Genomic DNA, 14,390 nt, shown 5'->3' on the forward strand with positions numbered 1-14,390 from the left:
CCGCCGCCGCGGTGGCGGGGCGGGGCCGGGGTGCCACACGCGCCGGCGCGTGCGCCCTGGCCGCTGCGGTCGCTCCGGTTGCTCCGGCCGCTCCGTTCACCACGCCGGACGCCGTGTTCGCCGTGTCGGCTGTTGCCAGTGTGTTCGCTGTGTTCGCTGTGTTCGCTGTGTTCGCTGTGTTCGCGGGGGCCGGCACCACCGCGGTCACCGGCGAGAACACGGTGGCCGGCGCGGTGGCGGCGTCCGCGGCGACCCGAGTGCTCCCGGAGACCGCCCGTCCGGCGGTTCTCCCCTGCGGACCAGGGTTCTCGGGTGTCTCGGCCGGCCCGGGACCCCCGGGCTTTTCGGGTTTCACGGCATGACCACATGTGTCGTGCTCCTCGTGACAGTTCGGGAAGGCGGTGGCCGGTCCTGCCGGACCGGGCCCGGCGGCCGGGGCCGCCGGCGCGCCGCCGCGGGGGAGGGGCGGCGCGGTGTGGGGGGAGGGGCTGTCCGCGTCACCGTGGACGGCGCGCGTGACCGCCGCCCGGCCGGGGGTGCCCGGCGGCGCGCGTGGCCGGGCGTCCGCGGCGGTGTTCCCGGCCGCCCGGGGCCGCTCCGCGGAGCGGTGGTGTAGCCGCGGCGCGCGCGGTGACGGCGGCCGGTGACCGGCCGGAACCCGGCACAGGGGTGGGGCCCGGCACGGCCCGCCGCGGCGCGGCGCGCGGCCCCACCCGGGAGCCGGTCCGCGGACCGGCGGACGGCTCCGCGCCGGCCGCGGTGGCCGGTGCGGAACGGGCCGTGCGCAGACGGCTTTCCGCGCCCCGGCACTGACCCGTCCCGGACGGGCCGGCCGGGGTGGAACGGCCCCTCAGGGCCGGACCGCCGACCGGAGCAGCCGGGGCGTGCGCGGGGGAACGGGCGCACACGGGGCGCGCGGTACGCGGGGTGGGATCACCACCCGGCGGACACGGTCCGTGGCAGGGTGCGCCCGTCCCATCGGTCGCATACGGAACTACGGGTTCCGTAGGCATGCCAACGCGCACGAGTGCACCACCGTTCTCCGCACAGGCCGTCCGGCGGACAGCGGAACGACGGTATGAGGCGGCCCGGTGGCGCCATGGACGGTTGTCCGTCGCACCACCGGAAGGGGTGAACTGTCGTGACTTTTGGACCCCGAGCGCGTTGCGGCGTCACCGCGTACCTGTGGCGCCCCCTCCGCGCCACCGCCGCGCCCTCACCGGGACCACGGCCGGAACGGCCCCGGAGCACGTTCCGGCCGGGCGGGAAGCGGCCGGGGACGGAGGAGCTCACCCGGGGCCGCTCGCCCATCGCTGAGGAGCCCGGAACCGGGCGTCGTCAGGGGAACGGCCAGGCGTTCGGCAGGCAGGTCGTCCCGGCCGTGGTGAGGGACTTGGTCTGCTGCATCATCACCGGCGCGAGAGCGCCCTCGGCGGAACAGCCCTGGTGGTTCAGCCCGAGCCGGTGGCCCACCTCGTGGTTGATCAGCATCTCGCGGTAGTGCGCGATGTCGTCACCGAAGGTCCTGGCCCCCTGCGCCCAGCGGTAGGCGTTGATCATCACGCGCCGCGTCGAGGCCGAGTCGCAGGACACGTTGTCCACGGTGGTGTCCAGGCCCGACTTGGCGCACCAGATCGCGGTGGTGCCCGGGCTGGCCAGGGTGATGACGAAGTCGGCCTCGGCACCGCCGACCCGGTCGAAGGTGCGGGCCCCCTCGTGCGCCCAGCTCCGCTCGTCGTTCAGGGTGCGGTGCACCGCGTCGGCGAACAGCTCGCCGTCGAGCGGAAGGCCGTCCTCCACGTCCACGCGGTAGCGCAGGACCTGCCCCTTGCCGGCCCCCCGGTCGGGGGCGCCGACGGAGCGGAAGGAGTCCGGGCCGGCCAGCCCGGGGTCGAGGGGTTCCTTCAGCGCCAGCTTCTCGGCGTAGGACAGCCGCCGCTCGGCCCGCGGTGGCGGCTTGGCCGCCTTGCGGTCGTCGGTGCGGGACGAGCCCTCGGAGGTGTCGCGCTGACCGCCGCCGATCACGGGCGCGGTGTCGGTGCCCGGGCCTCCGCCGGCGACCTGACCGGCGACCACGATCGCCAGCACGGTCGTCACGGCGGCCGCGGCGGCTCCGGTGAAGGCCCGGGCCTTGCCGGGCCGCTCCCCGCGGGCGCGCGGTCCCGGGCGGCGGGCCTGCCGGCCGGGCCGGCCCTCCCCGCCGTCACCTCCGTCGCCACCGGCACCGCCGTCACCGTTCGGGCCGTCACCTCCGCCGCTCCCGCCCGCGCCGTCACCGGTGGACGGGCCGGTCTCCGGGAACCGCCCCGCGCGCTGCGGGGCCGGGCCCCCGGGCCGGGGCCGGGTCGCCGGGGCCGCCGTGCCCGCCGGGAAGACGTCGTCGTCGAACGCCTCGACGAACTCCTGCCGCGGCCGGGGCACGGTTCCCGCCCCCGGCCGGAACGCCGGAGCGGCGCCGGTGCCGTCCGCCGGCCCCCCGGGGCCCCCGTCGGACGGCCGCTGCGGGGCCGTGGCCGTCCGGGCGCCCCAGGCGCCGCCGGACTCGTACTGCTCGGGATGGCCCCCGCGCACCCTCGGCGGAGCCGCGGCGGGCGTCCCGTGCGGTGGGGTGGCGAAGGCGGGCGTTCCGTGCGGCGGAGTGCCGAGGGCAGGAGTTCCGTGCGGCGGAGTACCGAGGGCAGGCGTCCCGTGCGGCGGAGTACCGGGGGCGGGGACGGTGTCCTGGGGCGGCGGGCCGGCGGCGGGGGCGCGGTGCTGCGCGCCGGACGCGGGGGTGCCGCGCGGTGGCCCGCCGTGGGCGGGTACGCCCCGCGACGGGGTGCCGTACACCCGGAAGCCGTGCGGCGGGGTGCCCGGTCCGTACACCGCGCCGTACCCCGCGGCGGGCCCGGCGGCCCCCGCGGCTTCCGGCCGCGCCGGCGGCGGGGGTGGCCCGGAGCGCTCACGCGGCCGTGCGGCGGGGTCCCCCACCGGGCTGCCGGAAGGGCGCCGCCCCCCGGCCGGGCCGGCTACCGGAGGAGGCTCCGCCCCGGCGGTTCCGGCGTCTGAGGGGCCCGCGGCCTGTTCGGCCCGGCCCCGGCGGCTATGACGTCCCACGCGTCGCTTCAGCTCCTGCCCGCATCAGCGGTCGTCTCGTGCAGCAGTTCGCGGAAGGCCCGCGCCACCGCGTCCGGGTACTCCATCATCGCTACGTGCCCGGCCTCCGGGAGGGCGAGAAGCCGGGAGCCGCGGAAGGCCGAGGACGCCCGGCCCGCCATCCGGAAGGAGACCAGCCGGTCGCGGCCGCCGTACACGAGCAGGGTCGGTGCCAGCACCCGCTCGGCCTGCCGCCACAGAGAGTGTTGCCCTCCGAGGGTGTACGCGTCCACCACACCCCGGGCCGAGCGTGTCATCACGTCCCAGAAGTAGGGAAGTCCGAGCCGGCGCTCGTACTCCGCGACGGCGGCGCGGAACCCGTCCGGGTCGACACGCGCCGGGTCACCGTAACAGAGGGTGAGGACCTCCCGCGTCCGGCGCTCGGCCGTCCAGTTCCGGGTCGCGCGCCGGAAGAACGCGGCCGCGCCGGGTACGGCGAGCAGCCCGGTGGGCACGGCGGAGAGCTGGGGGCGCCGCTCCGGCAGCGCCGGGGAGATCAGGGTGAGGGTGCGGACGAGATCCGGCCGGAACGCGGCGACCCGGGTGACGACCGACCCGCCGAGGGAATTGCCGAACAGGTGCACGGGCCCACGTCCGCGCGCCTCCAGCAGCCGCACGACCGCGCGGGCGTGTGCGGAGATCGAGTAGTTGCCGTCGTCCGGCGGCGGGGAGTGGCCGAAACCCGGGAGATCCACGGCCTCCGCGTCCAGATCAGCGGCCAGCAGGGCCATCAGCGCGGACCAGTTCGCCGAGGAGCCGCCGAGGCCGTGCACGTACAGCGCCGGTGGCAGCCCCTCGCGGGCGGGCGGACGGGAGCGGACGGCGAGGGTCAGGCCGGGGAGCGCGACGCCACGCAGCTCCTCCCCGGGCAGGACGGCGGCCGGGGAGGCTCCGGTCGCCTGGAGCACCTCGGCCACGGCACGGATTCCGGGCAGCTCGGTCGACGACATGCCGCCATCGTAGGAGAAGGAGCGGAGGCGGCTCCGGTGGCGGGCGTCACACCGCCGCGTAGCGCGGGGGTGCCTCCCCTCCTAGGCTCGTGGACGGCCGTTGGGGGCCGATCCGGTGAGGCCGGTGTAAGGACGCCCGGCGCGGAAAGGGGATCACGCATGTCAGCAGAGCCCACGGAACCGGAGACCTTCGAGGACCAGACCGGCGAGGAGGAGCCCGACATCGAGACCCCGGAGGCGGACGCCGCCGAACAGCGTGCCGAAATCGTGGAGCACGAGCGGCCGGCGCTGCCGGACCACGTGCCCGACTCCGCCGACCCGGCGGACGCCCTCGAGCAGAGCAGAGTCGTGGAGATCGACGAGGAGGACTACCGCTGACGCGGCGCCGCCCCAGCCGCCCCAACGACCGGCGAACCGCCGGACCGCCACCGGCTCGGGGTGGCCGGGGCGGGTGAGGCTCCGGAGGAGCACGGCGTGCGGCGGGGCCCCGCCCTCGCGGCGGCCCCGCCGCAGGTCGCGCGCCAGGTGGGGCCCGGCCGGGGTGGGTGGCCGGTGAGACCCGGCACCGGCGCTGCCCGCCGTTCCCCGGCCGCCTGACCGGGCCGCCCGGGGGCGCCCGTCGTGCCGGAGTCCTGGCGGGAAAGCCGGGAAAGCCGGGGATGCCGGAGAATTTGTCGGCCGTCACCGCGCACAGCTCGGTTACCCGAAAGTACGATGGCGGCGCGGCGGGCCGGCGCGGCCCACCGCGCAGCGAACGATTCTTGGGAGGCGGCGTGACAGCCATCGAGCAGACCGAGGCGCGCCCGCGCGGCACGCGCCTGCCGCGCCGGGCCCGTCGTAACCAGCTGCTGGGAGCGGCCCAGGAGGTCTTCGTGGCCCAGGGCTACCACGCCGCCGCGATGGATGACATCGCCGAGCGGGCGGGGGTGAGCAAGCCCGTGCTCTACCAGCACTTCCCGGGCAAGCTCGATCTGTACCTGGCGCTGCTGGACCAGCACTGCGAGGCCCTGCTGGAGGCGGTCCGCGCGGCGCTGGCGTCGACCAGCGACAACAAGCTGCGGGTGGCCGCGACCATCGACGCGTACTTCGCGTACGTCGAGACCGAGGGCGGCGCGTTCCGGCTGGTGTTCGAGTCGGACCTCACCAACGAGCCGGCCGTCGCCGAGCGCGTGGAGCGCGTCAGCCTGGAGAGCGCCAAGGCGGTCAGCGAGGTCATCGCCGAGGACACCGACCTCCCGGCGGAGGAGGCCATGCTGCTCGCCGTCGGCATGTGCGGCATGGCGCAGATCACCGCGCGCTACTGGCTCGCCTCGGGCCGGCAGGTGCCGCGGGACGCCGCGGCCCGGCTGATCTCCTCCCTCTCCTGGCGCGGCATCGCGGGGTTCCCGCTGCACGGCACGAACCCGCAGGACTGACCCGCCCCGCACCGGCCGCCCGGCCGCTCACCCGCGGCGCGGCGGCCGGCCGCGGACGGGACGGTGACGGGTCACCCCACCACGGGCTCCCCCGCCCGCGGGCCGGTGGGCGGCGGGCCGGGGCGGACGGCGGCCGCCGGGCGGCACCGGACGGGAGCAGGAGTGTGCGCGGCACCCGGCCCCACACCGGCCGGTGCCCGGACCCGTGTTCGCCGCAAGCGTGCGGCCGCACAGGAGTACGGGCCGTTCACCGGGCTAGGCTTGCCGCGTACCGCGCGGCAGGCCGCGCAGCCTCTCCCCGGAGCCGGTACCGCCCGGGGAACCGGAACGTCGGAGGGACACACCCGTGGAGGTCAAGATCGGCGTGCAGCACACGCCACGCGAGATCGTCGTCGAGAGCGCGCAGACTGCCGACGAGGTCGAGCGCAGGGTGGCCGACGCGCTCGCCGGCAAGGCACAGCTGCTGACGCTCGACGACGAGCACGGCCGCAAGGTCCTGGTGCCGGCGGAGAAGCTCGCTTATGTGGAGATCGGTGAGCCGACGGCGCGCAAGGTGGGCTTCGGCACCCTGTGAGGCGTGGGCGCCAGCCCGACGTCGAGGCCCCGTGGCCCGGATCATCCGGCCACGGGGCCTTCGCCTGTCCGGCCGGGCGCCGGGCGGCGTTCCCTCATCCCCATCCCCCACTCCCGGCCGTCCGCTCCCCCCGGCCCCGGCCCCTGCCCTGCCCTGCCCTGCCCTGCCCTGCCCTGCCCTGCCCTGCCCTGCCCTGCCCTGCCCTGCCCTGCCCTGCCCGCAGGAGGATTACCCGGCGAATGCCGTGGGTACGTCGCTGTCGGACCGGCACCGGCCGTCCGCCGACCGCGCAGCGCCGCGGGAGCAGTGGGAACCACGGGAGGTCGCGATGATGCTGTGGGAAGCCCTGGGATCGGTCCTGCTCGGCCTCGCCGTGGCCGCCGCCGGTGTGCGGTGGCTGTCCGGGAGGCTCCCGGCCTCGCCGCTGGTGTACGCCACCGGCCCGGCCGCCGCGCTCTTCGGCTGGCTGCTCACCCGCGCGGTGACGGGGCCCGGCCACGCGGCGGCGGGCCTCGTGGGCGCCCTCGTCCTCGGCGTCGCGCTGCTGTCCCTGCTGATCCGCCGGGGGCCGGGCCTGCGCCGCTCGGCCCCGGTCTGACCGGCGGCGAACCCGCCGCGTCCACCGGACCGGGCGCCCGTACGCACCCGGTACCGGCACGGGCATGACCGCCGGCCGGTCCGGTCTCCCCCGGGCCCCACCGGCCAGGACGGCCCGGCCGGCGCGCACCGCCCGGGGCGGGCTCTCCTCACGGCCGATCCGGCCCCGCGGTCATCCGCGCGGCCGGCTCCGCACCATCCCGGGCCGGCTCCGCACCATCCCGGGCCGGCTCCGCACCATCCCGAGGGCGGCTCCGCACCATCCCGAGGGCGGCTGCGCCGGCCTCCGGGTCCCGGCGGGTCCTCGCCCTTCTCCGGCCGGTCCGCCGGTGTCCGTCCTCCGGCCCGCCCACCGGTGTCACCGGCGCGGCAGCCGGGCTCCGGCTCAGGCGGCCCGGCTCAGGCGGCCCGGCTCAGGCGGAGAGCCCCAGGGCGCCCATCCGCTTGGTGTGCGCCTCGGTGATCCGGGAGAACATCCGGCCGACCTCCGCCAGGTCGAAGCCCTCCCCCAGACCGCCCACCAGCATGGTGGAGAGGGCGTCACGCTCGGCGACCACGCGCTGGGCCTGGCTGAGCGCCTCACCCATCAGCCGCCGGGCCCAGAGCGCCAGCCGGCCGCCCACCCGCGGGTCGGCCTCGATGGCGGCGCGCACCTTCTCCACGGCGAAGCTCGCGTGCCCGGTGTCGTCCAGCACCTGGAGCACCAGCTCGCGGGTGTCGGAGTCCAGCCGGGCGGCGACCTCCCGGTAGAAATCGCTGGCGATGGAGTCCCCGACGTAGGCCTTGACCAGTCCTTCCAGCCAGTCGGAGGGCGCGGTCTGCCGGTGGAAGCCGTCCAGGGCGGCCGCGAAGGGCTCCATCGCGGCCGTCGGCTCGGCGTCGACGGCCGACAGCCGGTCCCGCAACCGCTCGAAGTGGTGGAACTCGGCGGAGGCCATCTTCGCGAGCTCCGCCTTGTCCTCCACGGTCGGCGCCAGTTTGGCGTCCTCCGCGAGCCGCTCGAAGGCGGCGAGCTCGCCGTACGCCAGGGCGCCGAGCAGGTCCACCACGGCGGCCCGGTACTGGGGGTCGGCGGATGCCTCGGCCCAGGTCCGGGCGGCGATCCCGGGGTGCTGCTCGGCAGGGTCAGTGGTCTCCTCGGGGGTCTCCATGCAGCGCACAATAGCCCGCCCGGCCGGGGCTCCGGCGGGGCCGGTGGGCGCCGCCCGCGGGGCCCCGGCGCCGCCCGTACCGCCCGGGCCCAACACAAATGCGCGATTCCGGGGTACAGTGGTATTGCGCCCGCCGGACACCGGCGGGTCCGTCGCATGCGGCGCAGGTACATGCGGAGCGTGCGTCGGTCGCAGGACATGCGGCCCACGCGTCGATCACACGGCGTGCGGAGCATGTCCCGGTTGCACGGCATACGCGCGTGCGCGGCGGTTCCGGCAGACGGAACGTGCGCCGGCCGCGCGGCATGTACGGCTTGTACGGCATGTGGAGTCCTCCCCAGGAGTCCGTCGCATGTGGAGTCACCTGAGGCACCTTCCTCAGCACCCCAGCGGATGCCCGGTCGGTGGTCCGATCGGCTTCCAACCCCGACCGCCCTCCCCGCGGTACGTGCTCCGGCACGGTCCGCACATGAGGGAACCGCTCGTGACGCGAGCGCGCGATGCGGAGGCAGTGGTCCCGCGCCGTCCGGCCGGTCCCGGTGACCGGGCGACGACCGGGCGCGGTACTGACCCCCTCCGCCGCCTCGTGTCGCGTCTCACAGAAGAGGCAAGACCCTGACTACGTTCCGAGAGATCGGGATCCTTCCCGAGACCGCCGAGGCCCTGGAGGCCGTCGGCATCACTCATCCGTTCCCCATCCAGGAGATGACCCTCCCCGTCGCCCTCTCCGGCTCCGATGTCATCGGCCAGGCCAAGACGGGCACCGGCAAGACGCTCGGCTTCGGCCTGCCCATCCTGGAGCGGGTCACCGTGCCCGCCGACATCGAGGCGGGCCGCGCGACGCCCGAGCAGCTCACCGACACCCCGCAGGCGCTCGTGGTCGTCCCCACCCGCGAGCTCTGCCAGCAGGTCACCAACGACCTGCTGACGGCGGGCAAGGTCCGCAACGTCCGGGTCACCGCCATCTACGGCGGGCGGGCCTACGAACCGCAGGTCGAGGCGTTGAGGAAGGGCGTCGACGTGATCGTCGGCACCCCGGGCCGGCTGCTCGACCTCGCGGGCCAGCGCAAGCTGGACCTCTCCGCGGTGCGCGCGCTCGTCCTGGACGAGGCCGACGAGATGCTCGACCTGGGCTTCCTGCCGGACGTCGAGCGGATCATCCAGCTGCTGCCGGCCAAGCGGCAGACCATGCTGTTCTCGGCCACCATGCCCGGCCAGGTCATCTCGCTGGCCCGGCGCTACATGTCGCAGCCCACGCACATCCGGGCCGCCATGCCGGACGACGAGGGCCAGACCGTGGCGGCCACGCGGCAGTTCGTCTTCCGCGCGCACTCCATGGACAAGCCGGAGCTGGTCGCCCGCATCCTCCAGGCGCGGGGCCGCGGACTGGCGATGATCTTCTGCCGCACCAAGCGGACCGCCGCCGACATCGCCGACCAGCTCGCCCGCCGCGGCTTCGCGTCCGGCGCCGTCCACGGCGACCTCGGCCAGGGGGCGCGCGAGCAGGCGCTGCGCGCCTTCCGCAACGGCAAGGTGGACGTTCTCGTCTGCACCGACGTGGCGGCGCGCGGTATCGACGTGGAGAACGTCACCCATGTCGTGAACTACCAGTCCCCGGAGGACGAGAAGACCTACCTGCACCGCATCGGCCGCACCGGCCGGGCGGGCCGGACGGGCACCGCCGTCACCCTGGTCGACTGGGACGACATCCCGCGCTGGAAGCTGATCAACAAGGCGCTGGACCTGGCCTTCGACGACCCGGAGGAGACCTACTCCACCTCCGCGCACCTCTACGAGCAGCTCGACATCCCCGAGGGCACCACGGGCGTGCTGCCGCGCGCCGAGCGGACCCGGGCCGGGCTGGGCGCCGAGGAGATCGAGGACCTCGGGGAGACCGGGGGCCGCGGCCGGCGCGGTGGCCGGAGCGCCCCGGCCGAGCAGGCCGAGCGCCCGCGGCGGACGCGCCCCGAGCGCTCCCGCCGCCGCACGCGGGGCGGCGAGCCGGTCGGTGACGCCGCGCCCGCCGGGGAACCGGCGGCCCCCGCCGAGGGCGGCGCGCCGGACCACGGCGAGGCCGGGGCCGAGAGTGCCACCGCGGCGCGGACCCCGCGCCGCCGCCGGCGCACCCGGGCCTCCGCCCCGGCGCACCAGGACGGCGCGTCGGGCACCGCCGCACAGCCGGAGACGGCCGCGCCGCACGGCGCGGACGCGGGTGACTCCGCGCCGGGCGAGGCCAAGCCGCGCCGCCGTCGCCGCACCCGCGGGGGCTCGGCCTCCCGCTCCGCCCCGTCCTCGGAGAGCTGACCCGGGGCGCCGGTCCGGCGCCCCACCACCGAGGCCCGGTTCCGCCTCACGGCGGGCCGGGCCGCGGTGTTTCCGGCAGGACGGGCGCCCGGGTGCCCGTCCTGCCGGCCGCCCGCCCGGCGGTCCGGCCCATCCCGTGCGGCCCCGTGGCGCGTGCCCGCGCCCGGCTGATGGGCTGATGGGCCTGGGCACGCGCCGGGCCTCCGCACCGCCGGCGGAGCGTGGAGAGCCGTGCCGTGCCCCCGCCGGGCCCGGCCCCGGACCCGCGGTGGGCCGTCGGAACGGGGGCGCCCGGCAGGACCCCGATCCCCCGCCCGGCTCCTCGTCCGGCTCCTCGTCCGGGGCGGGCCGACGGGCGGCCACGGCTCGGCCGGTCCCCCGCCGGCGGAGCCCGATAGCCTCGGGGGCATGAGCCGGCCGCCGATCCTCACCCTGCCCGTGTGCGCACGGGCCCGCCGACTCGCCACCGCGCGTGGCGACTTCGCCGTCCACGAGGCGGTACCGCCGCCGGGCACGGCGGTCCGCGGCACGGCGCTGCTGGTCCCGGGGTACACCGGGAGCAAGGAGGACTTCATCGCACTGCTGGAGCCGCTGGCGGGGGCCGGTTTCCGGGTGGTGGCGGTGGACGGCCGGGGACAGCACGAGACCGGGGGCCCCCGCGACGAGGCGGCGTACACCCAGGCGGAGCTGGCCCATGACGTACTCGCCCAGGCCGCCGCGGTCGCTGCGGAGACAGGCGGGGCGGGCGGGGCCGATCACGCGGCCCGAACCGGCGCACCGGAGGACGGCGCGGGCGGCGCGGCAGGCGGGTCCGGCCGGTCCGGGGCGCCCGCGCCGCTGCATCTGCTGGGGCACTCCCTGGGCGGGCTGATCAGCCGGGCGGCCGTCCTGCTGGACGCCCGGCCCTTCGCCTCCCTCACCCTGATGAGCTCGGGCCCCGGGGCGATCGCCGCGGCCCAGCAGGCCCGGACGAAGCTGCTGATCGACGCGTTGCGCGTGATGGACATGGAATCCGTGTGGCAGGCGATGCGCGAGATGGACGCCCGGGCGGCCGCCGGGGTGGTGAACGGCGCTGCCGGCACCCCGGAGGTGGCCGACATCGCGGACACCCCGCAGGTACCGGATCCGATCGCCGCCTTCCTCCACCGCCGCTGGATGGCGACCGTCCCCGAACAACTGATCGCGACCGGGCGGCAGCTGATCGCCGAGCCGGACCGGGTGGCGGATCTGGTCTCCCTCGGGCTCCCGCTGCACGTGCTCTCCGGCACGGTCGACCACGCCTGGCCGGTCCCGGAGATGGAGCGGATGGCGGTCCTTCTCGGGGCGCACCGGACCGTCGTGGAGGGTGCCGAGCACTCGCCGAACGCCGAGCGTCCCCGGGAGACGGCACGGGCCCTGGCCGGGTTCTGGGCCTCGGTGACCGGCTGAGCACGAGGCCCGCGGCCATCCGCCCGGTCCCGGTGTGGAGCTCCCACCGGCACGGCGGGCGGCAGGGGGTGCCACGACCGGCCGGGGCCCGTCACGCGGATGCGGCCGTACGCACCAGGGGGACACCCGGGCGGCGGCCGGCCCACCGTCGGCACGCATGCCGTATCGGCGCACGGGTGTCCCCCGGCGCCGGAGCAGGTGGCCACCGGCCGCCGGATTCCCGGGCGGGCGGCCGGGGAGCGGGAGCTGCTCGTTCCCGCGCACTTCGGCGGCGCGGGGGCGCTGGAGGTACGACGGGACGGTGAGCGGTTCGCCCTGGGCCCCTGGACGGGGGCGGGGGCGGGGACGGGCCAGGGTTCGCCGCCCCTGTGACGCTTGTCCGGATCACTCGCTCACGGCGTGGGCCGGCCCCCGGGACGGGGGCGCGGGCTGCTCCCGGCGTCCGTCCGGTCCTCCTCTGCCGCCCGCCGCCCGGCCCTCCCCCGTGGCGCCGCGGCCGCCCGGTGAGGGCCTTCCGGCTCCGGTGGGCGACGGCGCCCCTGCGGTGTATCGGCCAGCGAGCCGCAAGGTGGCCGGTATCACTCTTTAGGGGACCGAAAAATTTCCTTAGCGTAGGGAATGTTTGCACCACCCACCCCGTTGCATGAGTGAAGGGGGCAGGTGGGCCGCCTGACCTCACGGTCGGGGCCGTCGCCCTGCACCCGCCCCCTCACACCACGGCACGGCGGGATCACCCGCCGTGAACCGGTGCGGGCTCGCCCCCGTATCCCCGTGCCACCAGTTCTCCGCAGGAGGATCACGAAGGGAGAGGCGCTTGCGCTTCCAGATCATGCACCTCGACGACATCGACGGCCGCGCCACGGAAAGCACCGTGGTGGACGCCGCCGCGGTCAGCCGGATCGTCCGGGAAGCGGCGGCCACCGGCCGCCGTCTCTACATCCGGCCTGCCGAACCCTCCGCCTCGTAACGCCCGGCGGGGTGCCACCGGCGGCTCCGGCCGCAGCGCCCCCTGAACCGGCCGGCCGCGCCCCCGTACGCCCGACGCGTACGGGGGCGCGGCACGTTCACCCCGGGAACCGGTTCCGCCGCTCAGGTCACCAGGCGCACGTGCATCCCGGGGCCACCCTCTTCCCTGCGTTCCAGAGCCTCCTCGGAGAGGCGGGTCAGATGGGCGAAGGTCGCACTCCCCGGGGAGACACGCAGCAGTTTCAGGTACACGAGAAGGTCGAGCACCACGGTCTCGTTGTGCACGGTCGCCTGGGCCATGGCGTAATTCTCCAGACGGTCGATCACATGCCCGCGCTGTTCACCCGTGAGGTTCCTGTCCTGCCGCACGGTGGTGACGAGCCTTTCGAAGTTGGAGTCGACGATCCGGGCCTGGTGCCCGACCTCGCCGTCCGCGGCGTAATGGAAATTGATCAGCCGGGCGTCCCCGGCGGCACCGGCCGGCCGGCTGTATTTCCTGCTCACGATCACATGCATGAGTTCATGGAGGAGGCAGGCGGTCCGGAACGGCCGGTCCTGGGTGAATTTCTTCCCGTGCGAATGGTTCGGGTCGTAGGTGATCTCCGCGTCCACGGGGGCGCCGGCCGCCGCCAGTGCCGTCCGGGCCGCCTGCCCGTCGTGCTGCTCGACCAGGCGGACCCGCCGGAGTTGCGCGTCGCAGTCGTCGAACAGCCGGCTCAGGTGGTCGGGCACCTTCGGGTCGATCGGGAGCGGTTCGCCTCCCACCTCGTCGATCGCCCTGCCGAGCACGAGGCGGTCCATCGGTACGGAATCATGTGTGGCCATGTCTTCTCCAGTTCGGCCAGGGCTTTCCAGGCGAAATTGCGGCCGGGAGATCCGCAAGGATCGCACGACATTCCGGTACCGCCGTTCCACCCGCCGGAGTTCATCGGATTCCCCCTCCGGTGACGTCACACTATCCACCGGAGAAGAAATGCGCCCAGCGCAGCGAATAACAAGAGAAATAACCGCAAGGATTCCGGGGCCCGCCCCGCCGGCGAACGGCCGGAATATCGAATTCGCTCCGCACCCGGCGTCTTCTGATGCCGCTCTCATCCACCCGGTGGAACACCCGCCCACGCGACGGAAACAGCCACGAGGCACCCCGCGCCGGGGGCGCGTCCGGCCCCGGGCGCCGCGGGGAGCCCGGTCAGGCCTCCTGGATGAACTGCAGGACGCCGTTCGCGATCTGCTGCACCGCGATGGCGGAGAGCAGCATGCCGGACAACCGGGTGACGAGGACGACCCCGCCGTCCTTGATCACGCGAATGATCAGCAGCGAGTAGCGCATGACCAGCCACAACACCAGATGCATGGCAAGGATGGCGGTCCAGACGGAGAGCTGCCCCCCGAGCCCGTCCGCCTCACGCACGGCCAGGATCACGGTGACGATCGCGCCGGGCCCGGCCAGCAGCGGCATCCCGAGCGGGACGAGCGCCACATTGACGTCCTTCGTCTGGGAGGGCTCGTCGGTCTTGCCGGTGAGCAGGTCGAGCGCGATCAGCAACAGCAGCAGCCCGCCCGCGACCATCAGCGCCGGGACGGAGACATGCAGGTAGTCCAGGATCTGCTGGCCGAAGACGGCGAACACGGCGATGACGCCGAAGGCCACGAACACCGCCTGCAACGCCATCCGGCGCTGCACCTTGACCGCACGGCCGGAGGTGAGCGCGAGGAAGATCGGAGTGATACCGGGCGGATCCATGATCACAAAAAGAGTGACAAAAACGGACCCGAACAGAGCGACGTCGAACACAGTGCTGCCTTGCGAGAGAAGAGAACGTGCGGAGAAAGAAGGGAAGGGGGTGTGGGGGCGGGGGGAGAGTGCGCG

General features: G+C 75.5%; 12 protein-coding genes and 1 pseudogene. 8 read left to right on the plus strand and 5 right to left on the minus strand.

Annotation, left to right across the window (positions count from 1 at the left end; genetic code table 11):
• Positions 1-1,338: 1,338 nt before the first annotated feature.
• Together HCK00_RS28440 and HCK00_RS10560 are read right to left on the minus strand one after the other, a co-directional pair.
• Positions 1,339-2,421 carry a DUF3152 domain-containing protein gene (locus HCK00_RS28440; protein WP_311765247.1) on the minus strand — a complete coding sequence of 361 codons (1,083 nt, stop codon included), beginning with the start codon at positions 2,419-2,421 and terminating at the stop codon, positions 1,339-1,341.
• A gap of 683 nt (positions 2,422-3,104) precedes the next feature.
• Positions 3,105-4,085 carry an alpha/beta fold hydrolase gene (locus tag HCK00_RS10560; protein WP_168101556.1) on the minus strand — a complete coding sequence of 327 codons (981 nt, stop codon included), beginning with the start codon at positions 4,083-4,085 and terminating at the stop codon, positions 3,105-3,107.
• A 159-nt stretch (positions 4,086-4,244) separates the two neighbouring features.
• On the opposite strand from HCK00_RS10560, the gene HCK00_RS10565 reads away from it, so the two are divergent.
• The 4 genes from HCK00_RS10565 (at position 4,245) to HCK00_RS10580 (ending at position 6,672) form a co-directional block, all read left to right on the plus strand.
• Positions 4,245-4,463, plus strand: a complete 219-nt coding sequence (locus HCK00_RS10565) for a hypothetical protein (RefSeq protein WP_168101557.1) — start codon at positions 4,245-4,247, stop codon at positions 4,461-4,463.
• A 395-nt stretch (positions 4,464-4,858) separates the two neighbouring features.
• Entirely contained in the window at positions 4,859-5,500 is a 642-nt protein-coding gene (locus HCK00_RS10570; protein WP_168101558.1) for a TetR/AcrR family transcriptional regulator, read from the plus strand.
• 346 nt (positions 5,501-5,846) lie between these two features.
• Entirely contained in the window at positions 5,847-6,074 is a 228-nt protein-coding gene (locus HCK00_RS10575) for a DUF3107 domain-containing protein (RefSeq protein ID WP_168101559.1), read from the plus strand.
• Between the two features lie 328 nt (positions 6,075-6,402).
• Positions 6,403-6,672, plus strand: coding sequence for a hypothetical protein (locus HCK00_RS10580; protein WP_311765248.1), 270 nt, complete (start codon positions 6,403-6,405; stop codon positions 6,670-6,672).
• A 412-nt stretch (positions 6,673-7,084) separates the two neighbouring features.
• Here the strand turns inward: HCK00_RS10580 and HCK00_RS10585 are convergent, their stop codons facing one another.
• A complete protein-coding gene (locus HCK00_RS10585; protein WP_168101560.1) occupies positions 7,085-7,831 on the minus strand; it encodes a ferritin-like fold-containing protein in 747 nt (248 codons plus the stop codon).
• A 696-nt stretch (positions 7,832-8,527) separates the two neighbouring features.
• On the opposite strand from HCK00_RS10585, the gene HCK00_RS10590 reads away from it, so the two are divergent.
• The 4 genes and pseudogenes from HCK00_RS10590 to HCK00_RS10605 all read left to right on the plus strand — a co-directional run bounded on the left by HCK00_RS10590 (position 8,528) and on the right by HCK00_RS10605 (position 12,521).
• Positions 8,528-10,126 (plus strand): DEAD/DEAH box helicase, encoded by a 1,599-nt coding sequence (locus HCK00_RS10590; RefSeq protein ID WP_240965441.1) that lies wholly within the window; start codon positions 8,528-8,530, stop codon positions 10,124-10,126.
• Positions 10,127-10,534: 408 nt separating this feature from the next.
• Positions 10,535-11,554: an alpha/beta fold hydrolase gene (locus HCK00_RS10595; protein WP_168101561.1), complete on the plus strand. Its 1,020-nt coding sequence runs from the start codon at positions 10,535-10,537 to the stop codon at positions 11,552-11,554.
• 186 nt (positions 11,555-11,740) lie between these two features.
• A pseudogene (locus tag HCK00_RS10600) lies at positions 11,741-11,926 on the plus strand (hypothetical protein); the annotation flags it as partial.
• A 442-nt stretch (positions 11,927-12,368) separates the two neighbouring features.
• Positions 12,369-12,521, plus strand: coding sequence for a DUF8834 family protein (locus tag HCK00_RS10605; protein WP_168101562.1), 153 nt, complete (start codon positions 12,369-12,371; stop codon positions 12,519-12,521).
• A 122-nt stretch (positions 12,522-12,643) separates the two neighbouring features.
• Here HCK00_RS10605 and HCK00_RS10610 read toward each other — a convergent pair whose 3' ends face one another.
• Positions 12,644-13,345 (minus strand): hypothetical protein, encoded by a 702-nt coding sequence (locus HCK00_RS10610; RefSeq protein ID WP_168101563.1) that lies wholly within the window; start codon positions 13,343-13,345, stop codon positions 12,644-12,646.
• Positions 13,346-13,709: 364 nt separating this feature from the next.
• Complete coding sequence (locus HCK00_RS10615; protein WP_168101564.1) at positions 13,710-14,315, minus strand: MarC family protein; 606 nt, start codon at positions 14,313-14,315, stop codon at positions 13,710-13,712.
• Positions 14,316-14,390 lie beyond the last annotated feature (75 nt).

This window comes from Streptomyces zingiberis, from assembly GCF_012034935.1.
GTDB classification, from domain to species: Bacteria; Actinomycetota; Actinomycetes; order Streptomycetales; family Streptomycetaceae; genus Streptomyces; species Streptomyces zingiberis.

Coding starts and splice junctions, on each gene's coding strand:
- HCK00_RS10580 (WP_311765248.1), top strand. CDS start 6,403: ATGATGCTGTGGGAAGCCCTGGGATCGGTCCTGCTCGGCCTCGCCGTG.
- HCK00_RS10590 (WP_240965441.1), top strand. CDS start 8,528: ATGACCCTCCCCGTCGCCCTCTCCGGCTCCGATGTCATCGGCCAGGCC.
- HCK00_RS10595 (WP_168101561.1), top strand. CDS start 10,535: ATGAGCCGGCCGCCGATCCTCACCCTGCCCGTGTGCGCACGGGCCCGC.
- HCK00_RS10610 (WP_168101563.1), bottom strand. CDS start 13,345: ATGGCCACACATGATTCCGTACCGATGGACCGCCTCGTGCTCGGCAGG.
- HCK00_RS10560 (WP_168101556.1), bottom strand. CDS start 4,085: ATGTCGTCGACCGAGCTGCCCGGAATCCGTGCCGTGGCCGAGGTGCTC.
- HCK00_RS10565 (WP_168101557.1), top strand. CDS start 4,245: ATGTCAGCAGAGCCCACGGAACCGGAGACCTTCGAGGACCAGACCGGC.